The organism is Streptomyces crystallinus (genome assembly GCF_039521265.1).
Classification (GTDB): domain Bacteria; phylum Actinomycetota; class Actinomycetes; order Streptomycetales; family Streptomycetaceae; genus Streptomyces; species Streptomyces crystallinus.
This window is the reverse complement of sequence record NZ_BAAACA010000006.1, coordinates 105140-124569: the sequence shown is the minus strand read 5'-3', so window position 1 is coordinate 124569 and position 19430 is coordinate 105140. Positions and strand designations below refer to the sequence as shown.

19 protein-coding genes are annotated in these 19430 nt (G+C 72.8%); 14 read left to right on the top strand and 5 right to left on the bottom strand.

All coding sequences use genetic code 11. The features are described from left to right. Positions 1 to 80: 80 nt before the first annotated feature. Positions 81 to 512, bottom strand: coding sequence for an ATP-binding protein (locus ABD236_RS04475; RefSeq protein WP_344070337.1), 432 nt, complete (start codon positions 510 to 512; stop codon positions 81 to 83). A 241-nt stretch (positions 513 to 753) separates the two neighbouring features. Between ABD236_RS04475 and ABD236_RS04470 the strand changes: the two genes are divergently transcribed. Both ABD236_RS04470 and ABD236_RS04465 read left to right on the top strand, forming a co-directional pair. Next, positions 754 to 1611 carry a helix-turn-helix domain-containing protein gene (locus ABD236_RS04470; RefSeq protein ID WP_344070335.1) on the top strand — a complete coding sequence of 286 codons (858 nt, stop codon included), beginning with the start codon at positions 754 to 756 and terminating at the stop codon, positions 1609 to 1611. Positions 1612 to 1621: 10 nt separating this feature from the next. Beyond that, a complete protein-coding gene (locus tag ABD236_RS04465; protein WP_344071191.1) occupies positions 1622 to 1870 on the top strand; it encodes a DUF397 domain-containing protein in 249 nt (82 codons plus the stop codon). Between the two features lie 15 nt (positions 1871 to 1885). Here ABD236_RS04465 and ABD236_RS04460 read toward each other — a convergent pair whose 3' ends face one another. Then, on the bottom strand, positions 1886 to 3028 hold the full coding sequence (locus tag ABD236_RS04460) for an 8-amino-7-oxononanoate synthase (RefSeq protein WP_344070333.1): 1143 nt from the start codon (positions 3026 to 3028) through the stop codon (positions 1886 to 1888). A 144-nt stretch (positions 3029 to 3172) separates the two neighbouring features. Between ABD236_RS04460 and bioB the strand changes: the two genes are divergently transcribed. The 9 genes from bioB (at position 3173) to ABD236_RS04415 (ending at position 13843) form a co-directional block, all read left to right on the top strand. Beyond that, positions 3173 to 4360, top strand: coding sequence for a biotin synthase BioB (gene bioB / locus ABD236_RS04455; RefSeq protein WP_344070331.1), 1188 nt, complete (start codon positions 3173 to 3175; stop codon positions 4358 to 4360). After that, positions 4353 to 5660, top strand: a complete 1308-nt coding sequence (locus ABD236_RS04450) for an adenosylmethionine--8-amino-7-oxononanoate transaminase (protein WP_344070329.1) — start codon at positions 4353 to 4355, stop codon at positions 5658 to 5660. Before bioB ends, ABD236_RS04450 begins: the two co-directional genes overlap by 8 nt. Before the next feature lies 1 nt (position 5661). Beyond that, positions 5662 to 6354: a dethiobiotin synthase gene (gene bioD / locus ABD236_RS04445; protein WP_344070327.1), complete on the top strand. Its 693-nt coding sequence runs from the start codon at positions 5662 to 5664 to the stop codon at positions 6352 to 6354. Then, positions 6354 to 6707, top strand: a complete 354-nt coding sequence (locus ABD236_RS04440; RefSeq protein WP_344070325.1) for a VOC family protein — start codon at positions 6354 to 6356, stop codon at positions 6705 to 6707. The genes bioD and ABD236_RS04440 overlap by 1 nt, the downstream gene beginning before the upstream one ends. A 137-nt stretch (positions 6708 to 6844) precedes the next feature. Further along, a complete protein-coding gene (locus tag ABD236_RS04435; RefSeq protein ID WP_344070323.1) occupies positions 6845 to 7516 on the top strand; it encodes a class I SAM-dependent methyltransferase in 672 nt (223 codons plus the stop codon). A gap of 134 nt (positions 7517 to 7650) precedes the next feature. Then, on the top strand, positions 7651 to 8478 hold the full coding sequence (locus tag ABD236_RS04430; protein WP_344070321.1) for an ABC transporter ATP-binding protein: 828 nt from the start codon (positions 7651 to 7653) through the stop codon (positions 8476 to 8478). A gap of 6 nt (positions 8479 to 8484) precedes the next feature. Then, the gene (locus ABD236_RS04425) at positions 8485 to 11049 is read left to right on the top strand and encodes an ABC transporter permease (RefSeq protein ID WP_344070319.1); all 2565 of its coding nucleotides are present in this window, start codon (positions 8485 to 8487) and stop codon (positions 11047 to 11049) included. Between the two features lie 290 nt (positions 11050 to 11339). Further along, on the top strand, positions 11340 to 12827 hold the full coding sequence (locus ABD236_RS04420) for a hemolysin family protein (RefSeq protein ID WP_344070317.1): 1488 nt from the start codon (positions 11340 to 11342) through the stop codon (positions 12825 to 12827). Then, positions 12824 to 13843, top strand: coding sequence for a hemolysin family protein (locus ABD236_RS04415; RefSeq protein ID WP_344070315.1), 1020 nt, complete (start codon positions 12824 to 12826; stop codon positions 13841 to 13843). Before ABD236_RS04420 ends, ABD236_RS04415 begins: the two co-directional genes overlap by 4 nt. Positions 13844 to 13944: 101 nt before the next feature. On the opposite strand, the gene ABD236_RS04410 is transcribed toward ABD236_RS04415, so the two are convergent. Together ABD236_RS04410 and ABD236_RS04405 are read right to left on the bottom strand one after the other, a co-directional pair. Next, positions 13945 to 14241 (bottom strand): holin, encoded by a 297-nt coding sequence (locus ABD236_RS04410; protein ID WP_344070313.1) that lies wholly within the window; start codon positions 14239 to 14241, stop codon positions 13945 to 13947. A gap of 296 nt (positions 14242 to 14537) precedes the next feature. Further along, complete coding sequence (locus tag ABD236_RS04405; protein WP_344070311.1) at positions 14538 to 15617, bottom strand: maleylpyruvate isomerase family mycothiol-dependent enzyme; 1080 nt, start codon at positions 15615 to 15617, stop codon at positions 14538 to 14540. A gap of 65 nt (positions 15618 to 15682) precedes the next feature. Here ABD236_RS04405 and ABD236_RS04400 point away from each other — a divergent pair, with 65 nt between their 5' ends. The 3 genes from ABD236_RS04400 (at position 15683) to mug (ending at position 18694) form a co-directional block, all read left to right on the top strand. Further along, the gene (locus ABD236_RS04400; protein WP_344070309.1) at positions 15683 to 16510 is read left to right on the top strand and encodes an SGNH/GDSL hydrolase family protein; all 828 of its coding nucleotides are present in this window, start codon (positions 15683 to 15685) and stop codon (positions 16508 to 16510) included. 59 nt (positions 16511 to 16569) lie between these two features. Continuing rightward, on the top strand, positions 16570 to 18012 hold the full coding sequence (purB, locus tag ABD236_RS04395) for an adenylosuccinate lyase (RefSeq protein WP_344070307.1): 1443 nt from the start codon (positions 16570 to 16572) through the stop codon (positions 18010 to 18012). Positions 18013 to 18157: 145 nt separating this feature from the next. Further along, positions 18158 to 18694: a G/U mismatch-specific DNA glycosylase gene (gene mug, locus ABD236_RS04390; protein WP_344070305.1), complete on the top strand. Its 537-nt coding sequence runs from the start codon at positions 18158 to 18160 to the stop codon at positions 18692 to 18694. On the opposite strand, the gene ABD236_RS04385 is transcribed toward mug, so the two are convergent. Further along, positions 18691 to 19275, bottom strand: a complete 585-nt coding sequence (locus ABD236_RS04385; protein WP_344070303.1) for a hypothetical protein — start codon at positions 19273 to 19275, stop codon at positions 18691 to 18693. The two genes, mug and ABD236_RS04385, sit on opposite strands and share 4 nt — an antisense overlap. Positions 19276 to 19430: the final 155 nt, after the last annotated feature.

Below are 19430 nucleotides of genomic sequence, written 5' to 3'. Positions count from 1 at the left end.
GGCGGGCACAAGGGGCCGGTGAGCGCGTCCGCGTACGCTCACCGGCCCGTGGGCCGTTCAGGGCCGCCGAGGCCCCGGGCTCAGGTCTGGACCGGCGCCGTCCACGGCAGCTCGATCCAGACGGTCTTGCCGCCCTCCGGCGTCGGGGTGACCGACAGCCGCCCCCCGCACTCGGCGGCGAGCCAGCGGATGATCACCATGCCCCGCCCGTTGTCCTGCTGGACGGCCGCGGGAAGACGTTTCGGCCAGCGGGGATGGCTGTCGGTCACCCCGATGTGGAGCTGCTCGTCGCGCTCCAGACGCAGGTCCACGGTGAAGGTGGGCGACTGGCCCAGGGTGTGCTGCACGGCGTTGGTCGCGAGCTCGGAGACGATCAGGCGGATCGTATCGGCTGAGTCGGCGTCCGACGGAAGACCCCACTCGGTGAGTACGCCGGCGACATGTCTGCGGGCGGCGGAGACCGAGGCGGGATCGCTCGGCAGAGTGACGGTGGATTCTTGGTGGTCTGCCATGGCGACGCTGTCCCTTTCCCACCCGGGCCGGCCTGCTGGACTCGCGGCGAGCGGACAAACGCGAGGACGGCCCGGACTTGTGCTTCGCGCCAGAGTGCCACTCATCGTGCCGCCGGGTGCGCCGATCCACCAAGATGTGCATATATCTGTCGCTCAAAGCGGTGAACTCTGCGACGAAGGACCGTATTTGGGCGCCACACTTGCCCATCGCCCGAATCCCGGCCGGGTGGAAGGAGACGACATGTGGCACGGGCCCGCGGTACGCCGCCGCAAACTCGGTGAGGAACTGCGCCGGCTGCGCTGCGCGGCCGCCCTGACGAGCGGTGAGGTCGCCCGGCACCTGGGCTGGCACCAGTCGAAGGTGAGCCGGATCGAGACGGGCCGCAGCGGTGTGAAGCCCGCCGACGTGGCCGGCCTCCTGGAGGTGTACGGGGTGGACGACCCCGAGCTGCGGGCGCTGCTCGCGGCGCTGGCGGGGGCGGCGGACGGGCGCGGCGGCCAGTGGTGGCAGGCCTACCGCGGGCTGCTGCCGCCGCAGTACCGCGACTTCATCAGCCTGGAGTCACAGGCGTCGGCGGCGCGCACCCTGGAGACGTCGGTGGTGCCGGGGCTGCTCCAGACGCCCGAGTACGCCCGCGCGGTGACCCGGGCGGCGCTCGGCCAGCTCGACGCGGCACGGGTGGACTCGCTGGTGGAGGTGCGCCTGGCGCGGCAGGAGGTGCTGCGGGCCGATCCGCCGCTGGAGCTGAGCGCGGTGGTCGACGAGGCGGCGCTGCACCGGCAGGTGGGCGGCGCGGCGGCGATGCGGCGGCAGTTGCGCCATCTCCTGGAGGCGGCCCAGCTGCCTCAGGTCCGGTTGCGGGTGCTGCCTTTCAGCAGCGGTGGCCATATCGGCCTCACTGGGCCTTTCATTATCTTCTCCTTTCCGCACATTTCCGATCTGGACGTTGTTGTTATCGACCACTTGACGAGTAGCCTCTATCTCGAACGGAGAGAAGACCTTGAGGCGTACAGCGCCGCGTTCCACAAGGTCGAGGCGCAGGCCCTCTCGTTCGAGGAATCATTGAATCTCATCGCCGGTATGGCTGACGGCGTGTAAGGGAGGCATGATGCCCGCACCCCCCGTGCATGTACCTTCCAGCACTTCTCTGAACGGCGCGCAGTGGCGGCGCAGCAGCCGTAGTACAGGAATGAACAATTGCGTCGAGGCCGCATTCCTCGACGCCGGTCTGCTGCTCGCCGTCCGTGATTCCAAGCGGACCGCCGGGCCCGCGCTGCTCTTCGGAGCGCGAGCCTGGCGCAGCTTCCTTTCCGGTCTGCCCGTCGAGCTCAACGAGGCGCCCGACAGCAGGAGTTGACCGACCAACGGGGGACTAGGCGGTGGGCGCGGTCCGCAGGATCGTGTCCACCGCCCACCGCACCTGCTCCCCGGTCAGATCGGCCCGGGCGGTCAGCCGCAGCCGGGAGATGCCGTCCGGCACCGACGGCGGCCGGAAGCACCCCACCGCCAGCCCCGCGCCCCGGCAGTCGGCCGCCCAGGCCACCGCCAGCTCCGGCGACGGCGCCCGCACCGAGACCACGGCCGCGTCCGGCCGGGCCGCCTGAAGGCCCGCCGCCGTCAGCCGCTCGTACAGCTCGGCCGCCACGGCCCGGGCCCGGGCCGCCCGCTCCGGCTCGGCCTCCAGGAGGCGCAGCGCCGCCAGCGCACCGCCCACCGCCGCCGGGGCGAGCCCGGTGTCGAAGATGAACGTACGGGCGGCGTTGACCAGGTGGCGGATGACCCGGGCCGGCCCGAGCACCGCGCCGCCCTGGCTGCCGAGCGACTTCGACAGGGTGAGGGTGGCCACCACGTCCTCGTCGCCCGCGAGCCCGGCGGCGTACAGCCCGCCCCGGCCGCCCTCGCCCAGCACGCCCAGGCCGTGCGCGTCGTCCACCACCAGCGCTGCCCCGAACTCCCGGCAGGCTGCGGCGAGTCGCGGCAGCGGTGCGGCGTCCCCGTCCACCGAGAAGACCGAGTCGCTCACCGTCAGCGCGGGCCCGCCATGGGCGTCCAGCGCCTTGCGCACGGCCTCGGGGTCGGCGTGCGGGACCACTTCGGTCTCCGCGCGCGACAGCCGGCACCCGTCGACGATCGAGGCGTGGTTGCCCGCGTCCGAGACGATCAGCGTGCCCCGCTCGCCGAGCGCGGTCAGCGCGGCGAGGTTGGCCGCGTACCCGGAGGAGAGGACGAGTGCCGCCTCGAACCCGCAGAACCGGGCGAGCGCCTCCTCCAGCTCGGTGTGGAGCGCGGTGGTGCCGGTGACCAGGCGCGACCCGGTGGCCCCGGCGCCCCAGCGCAGTGCCGCGTCGGCGGCGCCCCGGGTGACGGCCGGGTGCCGGGTGAGACCCAGGTAGTCGTTGCTCGCCAGGTCCAGCAGGTCCTGGTCGGCGGCGCGCGGCCGCAGCACCCGTACGAGACCGGCGCGCTCGCGCCGCTCGGTCGCTCCGTCGATCCAGTCGAATGGCGCTCGGGGCATGGTCGGGATCCCTTTTGTAGGCAGCGCACAGACCCTATTCCGGCTCGGGCGAGGTCAGGGTGTGGCAATACACACACCTTCCAGGTGCGCAGTTGTACGATCCCTCCTTGGCTGGAAGCGGGGTCTTGGGCAAGGATCGGCGCCATGGACCTGCTGAACACGCTGGTGGACAAGGGGCTGCGGCGCGAGCTGCCGAGCCGTGAAGAGGCGCTCGCCGTACTGGCGACCTCCGACGAGGAACTGCTCGACGTGGTGGCCGCGGCCGGCAAGGTGCGCCGCCAGTGGTTCGGGCGCCGGGTGAAGCTGAACTACCTGGTGAACCTGAAGTCCGGGCTGTGCCCCGAGGACTGCTCGTACTGCTCGCAGCGGCTCGGCTCCAAGGCCGAGATCCTCAAGTACACCTGGCTGAAGCCGGACGAGGCGTCCAGGGCGGCCGCCGCGGGTGTCGCGGGCGGCGCCAAGCGCGTCTGCCTGGTGGCCAGCGGGCGCGGCCCGACCGACCGCGACGTGGACCGGGTCTCGCAGACCATCGAGGCGATCAAGGAGCAGAACGAGGGCGTCGAGGTGTGCGCCTGCCTCGGTCTGCTCTCCGACGGCCAGGCCGAGCGGCTGCGCGCGGCGGGCGCCGACGCGTACAACCACAACCTCAACACGTCCGAGGGGACGTACGGGGACATCACGACCACCCACACCTACGCCGACCGCGTCGACACCGTGCAGAAGGCGCACGGGGCCGGGCTCTCCGCCTGCTCCGGGCTGATCGCGGGCATGGGCGAGAGCGACGAGGACCTGGTCGACGTGGTCTTCGCGCTGCGCGAGCTGGACCCGGACTCGGTGCCGGTCAACTTCCTCATCCCGTTCGAGGGCACCCCGCTCGCCAAGGAGTGGAACCTCACCCCGCAGCGCTGTCTGCGCATCCTCGCGATGGTCCGGTTCGTCTGCCCCGACGTCGAGGTACGGCTCGCGGGCGGCCGTGAGGTGCATCTGCGCTCGATGCAGCCCCTCGCCCTGAACCTGGTCAACTCGATCTTCCTCGGCGACTACCTCACCAGTGAGGGCCAGGAGGGCAAGGCGGACCTGGAGATGATCGCGGACGCCGGCTTCGAGGTGGAGGGCGCGGGCACCACCACGCTGCCCGAGCACCGCGCCGACGCGGTGGCCGCCGCGGGCTGCGGCTCGCACGCGGCGAGCGGCAGCGGCTCGCACGAGGGCGCCGGCTGCGGCCCGTGCGGCGCGAGCGCTCCCGTCGCCCCCGAGGTCAACGAGGCGCGTACGGACCTGGTGGCGGTGCGCCGCCGGGGCGCCGGAACGGACCTCGCGCCCAATGCCTGAGCCCGGCTACGACGTCGGCGAGCTGCGGGCCCTGGACCGGCAGCACGTCTGGCACCCCTACGGACCCATGCCCGGCCGCCAGGAGCCGCTGGTCGTGGAGTCCGCCTCCGGGGTCCGGCTGCGCCTGGCCGAGGAGGCCCACGGCCGGCGCGAGCTGGTCGACGGCATGGCGTCCTGGTGGTCGGCGCTGCACGGCTACAACCACCCGGCGCTCAACGCGGCCGCGCACGCCCAGCTCGACCGGATGAGCCATGTGATGTTCGGCGGGCTCACCCACGAGCCCGCCGTGCGCCTCAGCGTCAAGCTCGTCGAGATCACCCCCGAGCCGCTCCAGCATGTCTTCCTCAGCGACTCCGGCTCGGTGTCGGTCGAGGTCGCCATCAAGATGTGCCTCCAGTACTGGAAGTCGGTCGGCCGCCCGCGCAAGCAGCGGCTGCTGACCTGGCGCGGCGGCTACCACGGCGACACCTGGCAGCCCATGTCGGTGTGCGACCCGGACGGCGGGATGCACTCCCTGTGGTCCGGACGGCTGCCGGAGCAGGTCTTCGCCGACGCGCCCCCGACCGGGTACGACGCGGAGCCGGACGAGGCGTACGTACGCCATCTGCGCGAGACGGTCGCCCGCCACGCCGACGAGGTGGCGGCGGTGATCGTCGAGCCGGTGGTGCAGAACGCGGGCGGGATGCGGTTCCACTCCCCCGCCTATCTGCGGGTGCTGCGCGAGGTGTGCGACGAGCACGACGTGCTGCTGGTCTTCGACGAGATCGCCACCGGCTTCGGCCGCACCGGCACGCTCTTCGCCTCCGAGCACGCGGCCGTCTCGCCCGACGTGCTGTGCGTGGGCAAGGCGATGACCGGCGGCTATCTGTCGATGGCCGCGACGCTGTGCACCACCCGGGTCGCCGAGGGCATCTCCTCGGGCGAGGTCCCGGTGCTCGCGCACGGGCCCACCTACATGGGCAACCCGCTGGCCGCCTCCATCGCCTGCGCCTCGATCGACCTGCTGCTCTCCCAGGACTGGCAGGGCGAGGTCAAGCGGCTGGAGACGGGGATGCGCGAGGGCCTCGGCGAGTTCGCCGACGCGCCGGGGGTCAAGGACGTCCGCGTCCTCGGCGCCATCGGCGTCGTCCAGCTCGACCACGAGGTGGACATGGCGGCCGCGACCCGGGCGGCGATCCGCGAGGGCGTGTGGCTGCGCCCGTTCCGCGACCTTGTCTACACGATGCCGCCGTATGTGACCGACGACGACGACCTGGCGCGCATCTGCCGTGCCGTGGGCGCTGCGGCTCGGGAGGGCTGAGATGACCGTTCTGGTAGTGAGCGGTACGGGTACGGAGATCGGCAAGACGGTGGTCACGGCGGCGGTCGCCGCGCTGGCGCGCGCCGCCGGCCGCAGCGTCGCCGTCCTCAAGCCCGCCCAGACCGGGGTCGCCCCCGGCGAGCACGGCGACGTGGCGGAGGTGCGGCGCCTGGCGGGCGAGGAGGTCACCGGCGCCGAACTCGCCCGCTTCCCCGAGCCGCTGGCCCCCAACACCGCGGCCCGGCGAGCCGGGATGCGCGCGGTACGGCCGCAGGAGGTCGCCGAGGCGGCCGAGAAGCTGGCCGCCGAGCACGATCTGGTCCTGGTGGAGGGCGCGGGCGGGCTCCTGGTCCGCCTCGACGACGAGGGCGGCACACTCGCCGACGTGGCCCGGCTGCTCGGCGCGCCCGTCCTGGTCGTCACCCCGGCGGGCCTGGGCACGCTGAACATGGCGGCGCTGACCGGCGAGGCGCTGCGGGCCCGGGGCATCGCGTGCGCGGGCGTGGTCGTGGGCAGCTGGCCCGCCGAGCCGGACCTGGCGTCCCGCTGCAACCTGGCGGACCTGCCCGAGTCCTCGGGCTATCCGCTGGTGGGCCTGGTGCCGCAGGGGGCCGGACAGCTGTCCGGCCCCGACTTCCGCGCCGCGGCGGCGGGTTGGCTCGGTCCCGAGCTCGGCGGCGACTGGAGTCTGTGATGGCGGCCTTACGGGCACGGCTGCACCAGACCGTGGTGGACTGCGCCGCGCCGGACCGCCTGGCGCGGTTCTGGGCGGCGCTGCTCGGCGGCACCCCGGTGGTGCGCGACGCGGGCTGGGCCCACCTCGACGCGCCCGGCACGGCGCGGCTCGCCTTCCAGCGGGTGCCGGAGGCGAAGGCGGGCAAGAACCGGCTCCACTTCGACCTCGCGGTCGAGGACGTGGCCGGGGCCCGGGCCACCGCCGTGCGGCTGGGCGCGCGGCCGGTGGGCACGACGGTGACGGACGCCCAGGGCTCGTTCCAGGTGATGCGCGACCCGGAGGGGAACGAGTTCTGCTTCGTGAGCGGGTGACTTCTCACGACGGAGCGGGCGACGGTTCACGAAGAGGTGACGGCCACCGGGGCCGGTCACGGGTGACACGGCGGCGGGGCGGGGACAATCCCGGTGTCCGCCCCGCCGTTCTCCGCCCGTGATTGGAGGGTTCCCCCATGGAGCAGCGTGCCAAGATCGCCCCGGACGCCGTGCACCATCCCCTGTTCGCCCGCTTCTACGGCCGGTTCAGCGAGACGGCCGACCGCCGGGCGGGCCTCGCCGCACACCGCCGCGACCTGCTGGCCGGGCTCTCCGGCCGGGTGATCGAGATCGGCGCGGGCAACGGCCTCAACTTCCCGCACTACCCCGGCGCCGTCTCCGAGGTCGTCGCCATCGAACCCGAGCGGGGGCTGCGCGCGATGGCCGTCCGGGCGGCGCTGCGCGCGGACGTGCCGGTGGACGTGGTGCCCGGAGCGGCCGAGGCGCTGCCGGTCAAGAGCGAGGCGTTCGACGCGGCCGTGGTCTCGCTCGTGCTGTGTTCCGTACGGGATGTGCCGCGCTCGCTGGCCGAGATCCGCCGGGTGCTGCGGCCCGGCGGGGAGCTGCGCTTCTTCGAGCACGGGCGGGCCGAGGGCCGGCTGCTCGCCGCCGTCCAGCGGGCGGCGGACCGGACGCTGTGGCCGGTGTTCTTCGGTGGCTGCCACACCGCGCGCGACCCGCTGGCGGCCATCGAGGCGGCAGGCTTCGAGATGGTCGACTGCCGTCGGCTGTGGCTGCCCGAGAAGGGACCGCGCCACCCGGCCTCGCCGTGCGTCCTGGGCGCGGCACGGCGCCCGGATCTCGGCTGAGAGCCTGTTTTTCGAACCCCCGATCCCCGCTGATCCCGTGCTTTTGCCGGATGGCCCGCGGCCGGTCGCACCTCTACTCTCTTATGCCGTACGGGAGTCGGTCCAGCCATGACGCAACGACCCGGGAGGCGGCCTTGTCCACAGCTGCGGAGGCCACGGCGGCCACGGAAGGGGTCGCCGCGCGGGCCCGGGCGCTGACCAAGGCGTACGGCACCGGCGAGACGGCGGTGCTGGCCCTCGACTCGGTGGACGTGGCGATAGCGCGCGGCCGTTTCACCGCGGTCATGGGCCCCTCGGGCTCGGGCAAGTCCACCCTGATGCACTGTCTGGCCGGGCTCGACTCGGTCTCGGCGGGGCAGGTGTGGCTCGGCGACACCGAGATCACCGGGCTCAAGGAGCGCGAGCTCACCCGGCTGCGGCGGGACCGGATCGGCTTCATGTTCCAGTCCTTCAACCTGCTGCCGACGCTCACCGCCGCCGAGAACATCACGCTCCCGATGGACATCGCCGGGCGCAAACCCGACCAGGAGTGGCTGGAACGGGTCATCGACACGCTCGGTCTGCGCGACCGGCTGCGGCACCGGCCCGCCCAGCTCTCCGGCGGCCAGCAGCAGCGGGTGGCGTGCGCGCGGGCACTGGCCTCCCGCCCGGAGCTGATCTTCGCGGACGAGCCGACCGGCAACCTCGACTCACGGGCCGGGGCCGAGGTGCTCAGCTTCCTGCGGGAGGCCGTGGACCAGCTGGGGCAGACGGTGGTGATGGTCACCCACGACCCGGTCGCGGCGGGCCGCGCCGACCTGGTGCTGTTCCTGGCCGACGGCCGGATCGTGGACGAGATGCCCCGGCCGACCGCGCAGGCGGTGCTGGACCGGATGCGGCTCTTCTCGGCCGGCGGGGCGGCCGAGGCCCGTGTGGACGAGGCCCCCGACGCCCCCGGCTTCGACCCTCTGAGCAAGGGCTGAGCGGCCATGCTGAAGGCGACCCTGCGCAGCTTCCTCGCCCACAAGGGGCGGCTGCTGCTGTCCGCGCTCGCGGTGATCCTCTCGGTGGCGTTCGTCGCCGGTTCGCTGATCTTCTCGGACACCGTGGCCCGTACCTTCGACCGCCTCTTCGCCTCCACGTCCGCGGACGTGACGGTCGGGCCGCCCAAGGGCCTCGACGAGCGGGTGTCGTCCGGGGTGGTCCGTACGGTCCCGGCCTCGCTGGCCGCCCGTATCGCCCGGGTCGACGGCGTCGCCGCCACCCACGTGGACGCGGCCGTGCGGAACATCACCGTCGTCGACAGCTCCAACAACTCGGTCGGGCCCACCACCGGCGCCCCGACCATCGCCACCAACTGGTACGCCACCAAGCGCAGTCCGGTGAAGCTGACCAGCGGCCATGAGCCGCACGGCGCCGGCGAGGCGCTGCTCGACAAGGACACCGCCGACAAGAAGCACGTCCGCGTCGGCGACTCGCTCACCGTCCTCGCCCAGCCCGGCTCCTTCCGGGTCGAGGTCGTCGGCATCGCCGCCTTCACCACCACCAACCCCGGTGCGGCGCTGGTGTTCCTGGACACCCCGACCGCCCAGACCCGGCTTCTCGGCAGCCCCGACTCGGCCACCGCCATCTCGGTGGACGCCGCTCCCGGAGTGTCGGACGACGAGCTGAAGCAGCGCGTGAGCGCGGCGGTCGGCGGCTCGTACGAGATCAAGACGGCCGCCCAGCACGCCAAGTCGGCCGCCGACGAGCTGGGCGGATTCCTCGACGTCGTGAAGTACGTGATGCTGGGATTCGCCGGAGTCGCCACGCTCGTGGGCATCTTCCTGATCGTCAACACCTTCTCGATGCTGATCGCCCAGCGCACCCGCGAGCTCGGTCTGTTGCGGGCGCTCGGCGCGGACCGGCGCCAGGTGCGCCGGTCGGTGCTGCTGGAAGCGCTGCTGCTCGGCCTGGTCGGCTCCACTCTGGGCCTGGGCGCCGGAATCGGGCTGGCCGCCGGGCTGATGGCGCTGATGGGCACGCTCGGGATGAAGCTCAGCACCGCCGAGATGGTGATCGGCTGGGGCACGCCGGTGGCGGCGTACGTGGTGGGCGTCGGCGTGACGTTCGTGGCCGCGTACCTTCCGGCGCGCCGCGCCGCCCGGGTCTCCCCGATGGCGGCGCTGGCGGACGCCGAAGTCTCCGGTCTCGGGCGGCCGTTGCGGGTGCGTGCCCTCGTGGGCGCGGTGCTCGCGGTCGCGGGCGCGGCGGCGCTCACCGGATGCGCCACCGCCACGAAGACCGCGACCTCCTCCTCGCTGCTCGGGCTCGGCGTGGTCCTCACCCTGATCGCGACCGTGGTGGCCGGGCCGCTGCTGGTCCGCCCGGTGATCCGGGTGCTGGGCGCCGCCTTCCCCCGGCTGTACGGGCCGGTGGGCCGGATAAGCCAGCGCAACGCCCTGCGCAACCCGCGCCGCACCGGCGCGACCGCGTCCGCCCTGATGGTGGGCATCGCGCTGGTGGCCGGGCTCTCGGTGGCCAGTGCCTCCATGACCAAGTCGTTCGACCAGCAGATCGACAGGACGCTGGGGGCCGACTTCGTCGTACAGAACGGCAACTTCCAGCCGTTCCCGCGGGAGATCACCGACAAGGTGCGCGCGGTGAAGGGCACGGAGACCGTCGTACGCCAGCGGTTCGCACCGGTGCGGCTGACGCTGCCCGACGGGAGGACGCCGCAGACGACCGCCTCCGGCTACGACCCCCAGCTCGACGACGTCGCCCACCTCACCTACGCCTCGGGCGGTACGGCCGAGGCACTCGCCCCCGGAAACATGGCGATGGACCGCACCTACGCGCACGACCACCGCGTCCGCCTCGGTGACACCCTGCCGGTCACCTTCGCCACCGGCGGCAGGGCGCGGCTGCGGGTCGCCGCCCTGACCGACATGGACACCTCGGGCGGCTTCGGCGTGGAGGGCGGGGTGTTCATGGGCCTGGCCACCGTGGAGCGCTATCTTCCGGGCGGCCAGGACGCGGCGGTGTTCGTCAACGCCAGCGGCGGCACCGGCGCGGACGAGCTGCGCAAGGCACTGGACAAGGCCCTGGACCCGTATCCGCAGGTGCAGGTGAGGGACCAGGCGGACTACAAGAAGCTGATCCGCGACCAGATCGCGGTGATGCTCTATCTGGTGTACGCGCTGCTGGGGCTCGCCATCGTGATCGCAGTGCTCGGCGTGGTGAACACGCTGGCGCTGTCGGTGGTGGAGCGCACCCGTGAGATCGGGCTGCTGCGCGCCATCGGGCTCTCGCGGGTCCAGCTGCGGCGCATGATCCGGCTGGAGTCGGTGGTGATCGCGGTGTTCGGGGCGCTGCTCGGACTCGTCCTCGGCATGGTGTGGGGCGTGGGCATCCAGCAGGTGCTCGCCCTCCAGGGCCTCAAGGCGTTCGCCGTGCCCTGGTCCACCGTGGTCGCGGTCGCGGTGGGCGCGGCGGCCGTGGGCCTGGTGGCGGCGCTGCTCCCGGCGCTGCGGGCCTCCCGGATGAACGTGCTGGCGGCGATCGCGCACGAGTAGGGGGCGGCGCCGCGGCCGTTCCGAGGTGGGGTTCCGGGGCCGGTTGACCTGGGGTGATCCGGGTAACCGCCGACCTGGGGTGATCCGGGTGGGTCGAGCTGGGGTGATGCGGGTGCCGGGGAGGGCCCGACCCCGCACTTTGCCAGTGCTTTACCATGGGTGCACCTACCCACGACTGAAAGGTGTGAGCGTCCGCCCATGGGCGAGCCTCCCAGTACCCGTCCCCGTACCGGTACACGACATCGCGCGATCCTCCTGGCCCTGCCCGATCATGGGACGGAGGTGAACCGATGACCGAAGTGCTTCTGCTCGTGGTGGCCGTGCTGCTGTCGTTGGCCTGCGGGGCCTTCGTGGCGGCCGAATTCTCCCTCACCACCGTGGAGCGCGGCGAGCTGGAGCGGGCCGTCGAGAACGGCGAGCGCGGCGCGAGCGGCGCCCTCAAGGCCGTCCGCAGCCTCACCTTCCAGCTCTCCGGCGCCCAGCTCGGCATCACGGTCACCAACCTCGTGATCGGTATGCTCGCCGAGCCGTCGATCGCCAAGCTGATCAGCGGCCCCCTCGGCTCCCTCGGTCTGTCCGGCGCCACCGCCGACTCGGTCGCGCTGGTCCTCGGCACCGCCCTGTCGACCGTCTTCCTGATGGTCGTCGGCGAGCTCGTGCCCAAGAACTGGGCCATCTCCTCGCCGCTGGCGGTCGCGAAGGTCGTCGCCACCCCGCAGCGCGTCTTCAGCGCGGCCTTCCGCCCCTTCATCAGCCACCTCAACAACACCGCCAACCACATGGTGCGCCGACTGGGCCTGGAGCCCGCCGAGGAGCTGGCCTCCGCCCGCAGCCCGCAGGAGCTGGTCGCGCTGGCCCGGCACTCCGCCAAGGCGGGCGCCCTGGAGGCGGACACCGCCGAGCTCTTCGTCCGTACGCTCAACCTGGCGGAGCTCGACGCCGAGAACGTGATGACACCCCGCGTCCAGGTCACCGCCCTGGAGGTGCACGCCACCGCAGAGGACGTCGCCAACGCCACCCGTGCGACCGGCCTGTCCCGCTTCCCCGTCTACCGGGGCAGCCTCGACACCGTCGTCGGTATCGCCCACATCAAGGACGTCCTCGCCATCCCCGCCGAGCAGCGGCCCCGCCACCCGGTCACCGAGCTGCTGCGCGAGCCGCTGCTGGTACCGGAGACGCTGACCGTGGACCGGCTCCTGGACCGGCTGTACGGACGGCGGACCATGGCCGTGGTCATCGACGAGTACGGCGGTACGGCCGGGGTCGTCACCCTGGAGGACATCGTCGAGGAGGTCGTCGGCGAGGTGCGCGACGAGCACGACCCGCACGAGACGTCCGATCTGGCCCGGGCCGGTGAGGACGCCGACGGGCGGGCGCTCTACTCGGCCGACGGCGCCGCCCGCACCGACCAGCTGGAGGCCATCGGGCTGCGCGTCCCGGAGGGCCCGTACGAGACGCTGGCGGGTCTGCTCGCCACCGCGCTCGGCCGGATCCCGGCCCTCGGCGACAGCGTGGAGCTCCAGGGCTGGCGGCTCGACGTCGTCGACGCGTCCGGCCGCCGCGCCGCCCGCGTCCTACTGCACGCACCGCTGCCCGGCGACGGGGACGAGGACGAGGAGGAGGGCGTCGGGCACCGCCGGCGCAGGGAGCACCGGCGACCCGAGCACGGCGGCGCGCGGCGCCGACGGGGTGGCCATCACGGGGCTTCGGCCGGACGCGACGGGGCGGGCGACCGCGACGGCGACCAGGGCCGCGACGACGAGGGGGCCGGCCGATGACCGTCATCCAGTTGCTGATCGGTCTGGCGACGCTGGTCGTCAACGCCTTCTTCGTCGGCGCCGAGTTCGCGCTGATCTCGGTCCGCCGCAGCCAGGTCGAACCGCTCGCCGAGCAGGGCAACCGCCGTGCGCGCAGCGTGATCTGGGGTCTGGAGCACGTCTCCGCCCTGATGGCGGCGGCGCAGCTGGGCATCACGCTGTGCACCCTGGTGCTCGGCGTGGTCGCCGAGCCCGCCATCGAGCATCTGCTGGAGCCCGTGTTCCACCTGGTCGGGGTGCCCGACGGGGCGGCGCGCCCGGTCTCCTTCTTCATCGCGCTGGCGCTCGCCACCTATCTGCACATGCTGCTCGGCGAGATGGTGCCGAAGAACATCGCGCTGGCCGAACCGGCCAGGACCGCGCTGCTGCTCGGCCCGCCGCTGGTGACGCTCGCCCGGGCGCTGCGCCCGGTGATCTTCGCGATCAACGCCTTCGCCAACACGCTGCTCAAGCTGTTGCGGGTGGAGACCAAGGACGAGGTCGCGGCGACGTTCTCCGACGACGAGCTCGCCCGGATGGTCCGGGACGCGGGTGACGCCGGGCTGCTCGACGACCGGGCCGCCGAGCGGCTGCACGACGCCCTCGAGCTGGGGCGGCGCCCTGTCCGGGACGTGGTGGTCCCGCTGGAGAAGGTCGTGCACACGCCGGTCGGCACCACGCCGGAGGAGCTGGAGCGGCTCGCCGCCCTGTCGGGCTTCTCCCGCTTCCCGGTCGTGGACACGGGCAATCGCATCCTGGGCTATCTGCACGTCAAGGACGCGCTCGACGCGATGCCGCGCGATGTGCCGTTCCCGGTGACGGCCGTGTGGCCGATCGCCCGGGTCCGCGCGTCGACGCCGCTCGACGACGTACTGACCGCGATGCGCCGCAGCCGTACGCACCTCGCGGCGGTGCTCGACGAGGACGGACGGCTGGCGGGGCTGGTCACGATGGAGGACGTCCTGCGCGAGCTGGTCGGCAGACCGGACACGGCGTAGGACGGAGGGCGCGGCGGGGCGCCGGGCGGGGCGGGGCGGGGCACTGAGCCTCCGCCTGTACGGCCCGCACGCCGCCGCTACGGCTGTACGGCTCTGTACGGCTATATGGCGGGCTTGGCCGCGCCCTCGGTCCCCGGTGTCGCCGTCGCCGTGGCCGGCTTGGCGGGGGCCTCGGGCTCCGTGGTCTCGGTGAGGCCCGGGCCCGGCCGCCCCAGCCCCGACGAGCCGATGGCCATCAGCACGGACGCCAGCGTCGCCAGGCCGGCGGTGGCCAGCGCCGCCTTCCAGTCCACGTCGAACAGGTTGGTCGCCCCGGCCGTCAGGACCGCCGCGAGCGACTGAGCGAACGTACGGATGGCCCGCTCGGCGGTGGCCTTCCAGAAGGCTTTGGTGAACATGGAACGCTCGCTCTCTCGTGCGCGGTCAAGTGCTCTGACCACAGGGGACGTTGAGGTGTGGGGAGTTGCGTCGGCCAGCGTAGGGGCGCGGGGAGTTGAGGTGTTCCCGGCATACCGCGGAACGCCCCCCACCGACAGGTCCCGTGCGGCTCGGACCGCCTGAATCGCCGCCGGGGTTCCGCCGGGGCGTGCCCCCGGCAACGGCTGGGAACGTCGGCGGGGTACGGAGGGAGCGGGTGCCTCGGGGCGTGCTCCGGGCAGCGGCCGGGGACGTCGACGGGGTGCGCGGGCGCGGGTCAGAACGCCGTCGCGGCCAGCCAGGCGTCGAGGAGCGCGCGCTCGCCGGTGACGGTGAACAACTCCTCGTCGCCGGGCGCCCGTCGGCCGTACACGAGCAGCAGCAGTTCACCCGCCACGCCCTCGACGGTGACAGCGGCCCCGGTCTCGGCCTCGGTGGCGGTGGGGCCGCCCGCCCCGGCCGCCCCGGCCGCCCGGTCGGCTCCGTCGGCGGTGTTCTCCCAGCGGAAGCCGTTCTCGCCGCCGAGGACGACCGTCCAGGCGGCGCCCGTGTCGGTGGCGCGCAGCCGCAGCACCGCGCCGTCGCGGCCGAGCGCGGCGACGGACTGCGCGAGCGGCCCGAAGAACGGCAGGTTCTCCAGGAACTCCTCGATGCCGTCCGCCGCCGTACACGCCTCGACGTGCGGCACCCGCCCCAGCGCGAGCTCGGCGTCGGCCAGATGCACCACGGCCTCGAACAGCAGCCGCCGGGCGAAGAACCGCACGTGCTGATCGGCGCCGTGCGACCACATCGGCGTCTCGGGGTCGGCCGAGCGCAGCACCCGCAGCGACTCCTCGGCGGCGGTCGCCAGCCAGTCGGGGTAGTCCTTCTCCTCGTCCGGCAGCTCCAGCGGCACATCGCGCGACCAGACGCGCTCGGTGACCCGGTGCCGTACGAGATGGGCGATCCAGCGGTGGGTGGTGCCGTGGTGGCGGGTGAGGTCAGCGAAGGTCCAGCCCGGGCAACTGGGCACCCCGGTGGCCGGGTCGACTCCCCGTACGGTCTCGACGAACCGCTTCACCCGCGCCCCGACCGCGTCGCAGTACCGCTCGTGCTGGTCCTCGTCGAGTCCGAAGCCGTCCCCGACCTTGAGGAGGTCATCGCGCCAGGGCCCGGCCGGTTCGCGCAGCGCGGCCGCCCGGAACAGCGCGGCGAGCCGACGCCGGTCCGCCGGGGCGAGCCGGTCCAGGACGTACGCGCTGCCCTCCAGCCACTTGACGGCGGTGTCGGGGTCGAGCACGTCGTCCTCGCAGGTGTCCACCGCGGTGACCAGCCCCGCCAGCGCCTCCGCCAGCGCCTGTTCCAGCGCCTCGCTCATCCGCTTCCCCCTCGCCGTCTCCACCCGGACCGCGTGACACTACCGCGCGGTACGATCGCTCCGCCATGGAGATGAATGCCAGCTACACAAGCTTTGTCGCAGTCGGTGATTCCTTTACCGAGGGCATGTCCGACCTCCTGCCCGACGGCTCGTACCGCGGCTGGGCGGATCTGCTCGCGACCCGGCTCGCCGCCCGGACGCCGGGCTTCCGTTACGCCAATCTCGCCGTACGCGGAAAGCTCATCGGCCAGATCGTCGACGAGCAGGTCGGGCCCGCGGCCGCGATGCGCGCGGACGTGGTCACCCTGGTGGGCGGACTCAACGACACCCTGCGCCCCAAGTGCGACATGGGCCGGGTGCGCGGGCTCCTCACCGAGGCCGTGGAGACGCTGGCGCCGTCCTGCGGCCGACTCGTCCTGATGCGCAGCCCCGGCCGCAACGGCCCGGTGATGGAACGCTTCCGCCCCCGTATGGAAGAGCTCTTCGCCCACATCGAGGACCTCGCCGCCAAGCACGACGCCCTCGTCGTCGACCTGTACGGCGCGGCCGTGCTCGGCGATCCGCGGCTGTGGGACGTCGACCGGCTCCATCTGACCGGCGAGGGGCACCGCCGGGTGGCCGAGGCCGTCTGGCAGAAGCTCGGGCTCCCGCCGGAGGACGACTGGCTCGCCCCGCTGGGGCACGGGCCGAGGCCGCGCTGGGCGACGCGCCGCGTGGCCGACGCGCGGTTCGCCCGCCAGCACCTCGCCCCGTGGATCGCCCGCCGTCTCACCGGCAGGTCCTCGGGCGACGGCCGCCCGGCGAAGCGCCCCGAGCTGCTGCCGTACGAGATCACCCCGCCCGAGAACGGGGACCCTGGGACGGCGTCCGGCGACGTGACCGCGCTCTCGTAGCAAGCCACAAACCGGACCGGGGCGCTGGCCTGCAGAAATCGCCAGTAGAATCTGGACACGTGACTGCTGTGTCTGCGAAGCCTCGCATCCCCAATGTCCTGGCCGGCCGCTACGCCTCCACGGAGCTGGCCGTCCTCTGGTCCCCCGAGCAGAAGGTGAAGCTGGAGCGCCAGCTCTGGCTCGCCGTGCTGCGCGCGCAGAAGGACCTCGGGATCGAGGTGCCGGACGCCGCCCTCGCCGACTACGAGCGCGTGCTCGACCAGGTCGACCTCGCGTCGATCGCCGAGCGCGAGAAGGTCACCCGCCACGACGTGAAGGCGCGGATCGAGGAGTTCAACGCCCTCGCCGGGCACGAGCAGGTCCACAAGGGCATGACCTCCCGCGACCTGACCGAGAACGTCGAGCAGCTCCAGATCCGGCTCTCCCTGGAGCTGATGCGCGACCGGACCGTCGCCGTCCTCGCCCGTCTCGGTAAACTCTCCGGCGAGTACGCGGAGCTGGTCATGGCGGGCCGCTCGCACAACGTCGCCGCCCAGGCCACTACCCTCGGCAAGCGCTTCGCCACCGCCGCCGACGAGCTCCTCGTCGCCTACGGCCGGCTGGAGGAGCTCCTCGCCCGCTATCCGCTGCGCGGTATCAAGGGCCCGGTCGGCACCGCCCAGGACATGCTCGACTTGCTCGGCGGCGACGCCGCCAAGCTCGCCGAGCTCGAACAGCGCATCGCCGGTCACCTCGGTTTCGCCCATGCCTTCACCTCCGTCGGCCAGGTCTACCCTCGCTCGCTCGACTACGACGTCGTCACCGCCCTGGTACAGCTCGCCGCCGCGCCCTCCTCGGTCGCCAAGACGATCCGGCTGATGGCCGGACACGAGCTGGTCACCGAGGGCTTCAAGCCCGGCCAGGTCGGCTCCTCCGCGATGCCGCACAAGATGAACACCCGCTCCTGCGAGCGCGTCAACGGGCTGATGGTCATCCTGCGCGGCTACGCCTCGATGACCGGCGAGCTCGCCGGCGACCAGTGGAACGAGGGCGACGTCTCCTGCTCGGTCGTCCGCCGTGTCGCCCTGCCGGACGCCTTCTTCGCCTTCGACGGCCTGCTCGAGACCTTCCTCACCGTGCTCGACGAGTTCGGCGCCTTCCCCGCCGTCGTGGCCCGCGAGCTGGACCGCTACCTTCCGTTCCTCGCCACCACCAAGGTGCTGATGGCGGCGGTGCGCGCCGGGGTCGGCCGCGAGGCCGCCCACGAGGTCATCAAGGAGCACGCCGTCGCCTCCGCCCTGGCCATGCGCGAGCAGGGCGCCGAGCGCAACGAGCTCCTGGACAAGCTGGCCGCCGACGACCGTATGCCGCTCGACCGCGCCCAGCTCGACGCCCTGATGGCCGACAAGCTGTCCTTCACCGGCGCCGCCGGCGACCAGGTCGCCGTGCTGGTCTCCCGTATCGAGGAGATCGTCAAGCAGCACCCGGCCGCCGCCGCGTACGCCCCCGGGTCGATCCTCTGACCCCGCCCCGCACCACGGACGCCAACCCTGGAACCATCGATACCCCCGGAAAAACCGTGACGAACGGAAGCACCGTGACCTGAAGCAGCACGACGACCGGAAACACCGTGACAACCGGAAACCCCGTGACGACCGGAACCGCTCGATGACTCCCGAGGAGCTCCAGGCCGCCCGCGCCAACGTCATCCCCGACGTGGTCGCGGGCGGTCTCTCCGTACTGTTCTGCGGCATCAACCCGGGCCTGATGTCCGGCGCCACCGGCCACCACTTCGCCCGCCCGGGCAACCGCTTCTGGCCGGTCCTGCACCTGTCGGGCTTCACCCCGCGCCAGTTGAAGCCCTGGGAACAGAACGAGCTGCTGTCCTACGGCCTCGGCATCACCAACGTCGTCGCCCGCACCACCGCCCGAGCCGACGAGCTGACCCCCGAGGAGTTCCGCGAGGGCGGCCGTCTGCTCACCGCCAAGGTCGAACGCCTGCGCCCGCGCTACCTCGCCGTGGTCGGCGTCACCGCCTACCGCATCGCCTTCGACGACCGCAAGGCGCAGATAGGCCCCCAGACCCGCACCATCGGCGAGACCCGCATCTGGGCCCTCCCCAACCCCAGTGGCCTGAACGCCCATTGGACGGCCCAGACGATGGCCGAGGAGTACGCCCGGCTCCGCGCCGCAGCGCAAGCCTAGAGCGCCCGCTTCCAGATCCCGGCCCAGCGCTCCTGCCTCTCCCGCAGCACCACGGGGTCCGGCTCGGCTTCACAGGAGTCCAGCGCGACCCCGCACACCCGGCAGAGCTCGTACACCTCCCGTCCGTCGAACCACCGCACCACCCCGTTCTCCCCCACACAAGCCCGGCATCGCTCGACTGCCCCGGGGACGATCCTGGAGCCGAGGACCCTCTCCACCACGACCGGCAAGGGGTCGGTGGGATGGAACCCGGGGTCGGGGCAGTACACGAGACTCCCGCCGCTCCCCCGCCCGGCGTCCCGCCAACTCCCGTCCGCCCGAGTGCTCCGCCGCCCGGCCGCCTTCTCCCTGCGCCGCCGCGCGATATACGCCGCCTCGTCCCCCAGCCACAGCGCCCGGGCCGTCTGCAACTCCTCGACCGCCCGCACCAGCGCCTCCGGATCTGCCTCAAGCCGCGCGGGCACCTCCGCACTGCGGCACAGATGGTGATAGGTCGCCCGAAACCCGTACGGTGCGAACATCACCACACACGTCCGCAGGCTCGCGTGCCGCGCACGCACCGACAGCCCTGTGTCGTGCACCCGTTGACGATGTGTCGCAAAACCGCTCATCGGCCGAGATTACGTCCCCGCCTGATCGGACCGCACCCGACTTGAACGGCGCGGCCGCCGAGCGAGCGCCCCACCGTCCTGCACCCTGCGCACTCCGAGAATCCCCGTGCCCACGAAGCCTGCTC

Bases quoted from the DNA above. Each gene is read 5' to 3' on its own strand.
- ABD236_RS04415 (WP_344070315.1), top strand. From the start codon at position 12,824: ATGACCGTCATCCAGTTGCTGATCGGTCTGGCGACGCTGGTCGTCAAC.
- ABD236_RS04400 (WP_344070309.1), top strand. From the start codon at position 15,683: ATGGAGATGAATGCCAGCTACACAAGCTTTGTCGCAGTCGGTGATTCC.
- ABD236_RS04450 (WP_344070329.1), top strand. From the start codon at position 4,353: ATGCCTGAGCCCGGCTACGACGTCGGCGAGCTGCGGGCCCTGGACCGG.
- ABD236_RS04475 (WP_344070337.1), bottom strand. From the start codon at position 512: ATGGCAGACCACCAAGAATCCACCGTCACTCTGCCGAGCGATCCCGCC.
- ABD236_RS04465 (WP_344071191.1), top strand. From the start codon at position 1,622: ATGCCCGCACCCCCCGTGCATGTACCTTCCAGCACTTCTCTGAACGGC.
- bioB (WP_344070331.1), top strand. From the start codon at position 3,173: ATGGACCTGCTGAACACGCTGGTGGACAAGGGGCTGCGGCGCGAGCTG.
- ABD236_RS04440 (WP_344070325.1), top strand. From the start codon at position 6,354: ATGGCGGCCTTACGGGCACGGCTGCACCAGACCGTGGTGGACTGCGCC.
- ABD236_RS04410 (WP_344070313.1), bottom strand. From the start codon at position 14,241: ATGTTCACCAAAGCCTTCTGGAAGGCCACCGCCGAGCGGGCCATCCGT.
- ABD236_RS04460 (WP_344070333.1), bottom strand. From the start codon at position 3,028: ATGCCCCGAGCGCCATTCGACTGGATCGACGGAGCGACCGAGCGGCGC.
- mug (WP_344070305.1), top strand. From the start codon at position 18,158: ATGACTCCCGAGGAGCTCCAGGCCGCCCGCGCCAACGTCATCCCCGAC.
- ABD236_RS04425 (WP_344070319.1), top strand. From the start codon at position 8,485: ATGCTGAAGGCGACCCTGCGCAGCTTCCTCGCCCACAAGGGGCGGCTG.
- ABD236_RS04470 (WP_344070335.1), top strand. From the start codon at position 754: ATGTGGCACGGGCCCGCGGTACGCCGCCGCAAACTCGGTGAGGAACTG.
- ABD236_RS04405 (WP_344070311.1), bottom strand. From the start codon at position 15,617: ATGAGCGAGGCGCTGGAACAGGCGCTGGCGGAGGCGCTGGCGGGGCTG.
- bioD (WP_344070327.1), top strand. From the start codon at position 5,662: ATGACCGTTCTGGTAGTGAGCGGTACGGGTACGGAGATCGGCAAGACG.
- ABD236_RS04435 (WP_344070323.1), top strand. From the start codon at position 6,845: ATGGAGCAGCGTGCCAAGATCGCCCCGGACGCCGTGCACCATCCCCTG.
- ABD236_RS04420 (WP_344070317.1), top strand. From the start codon at position 11,340: ATGACCGAAGTGCTTCTGCTCGTGGTGGCCGTGCTGCTGTCGTTGGCC.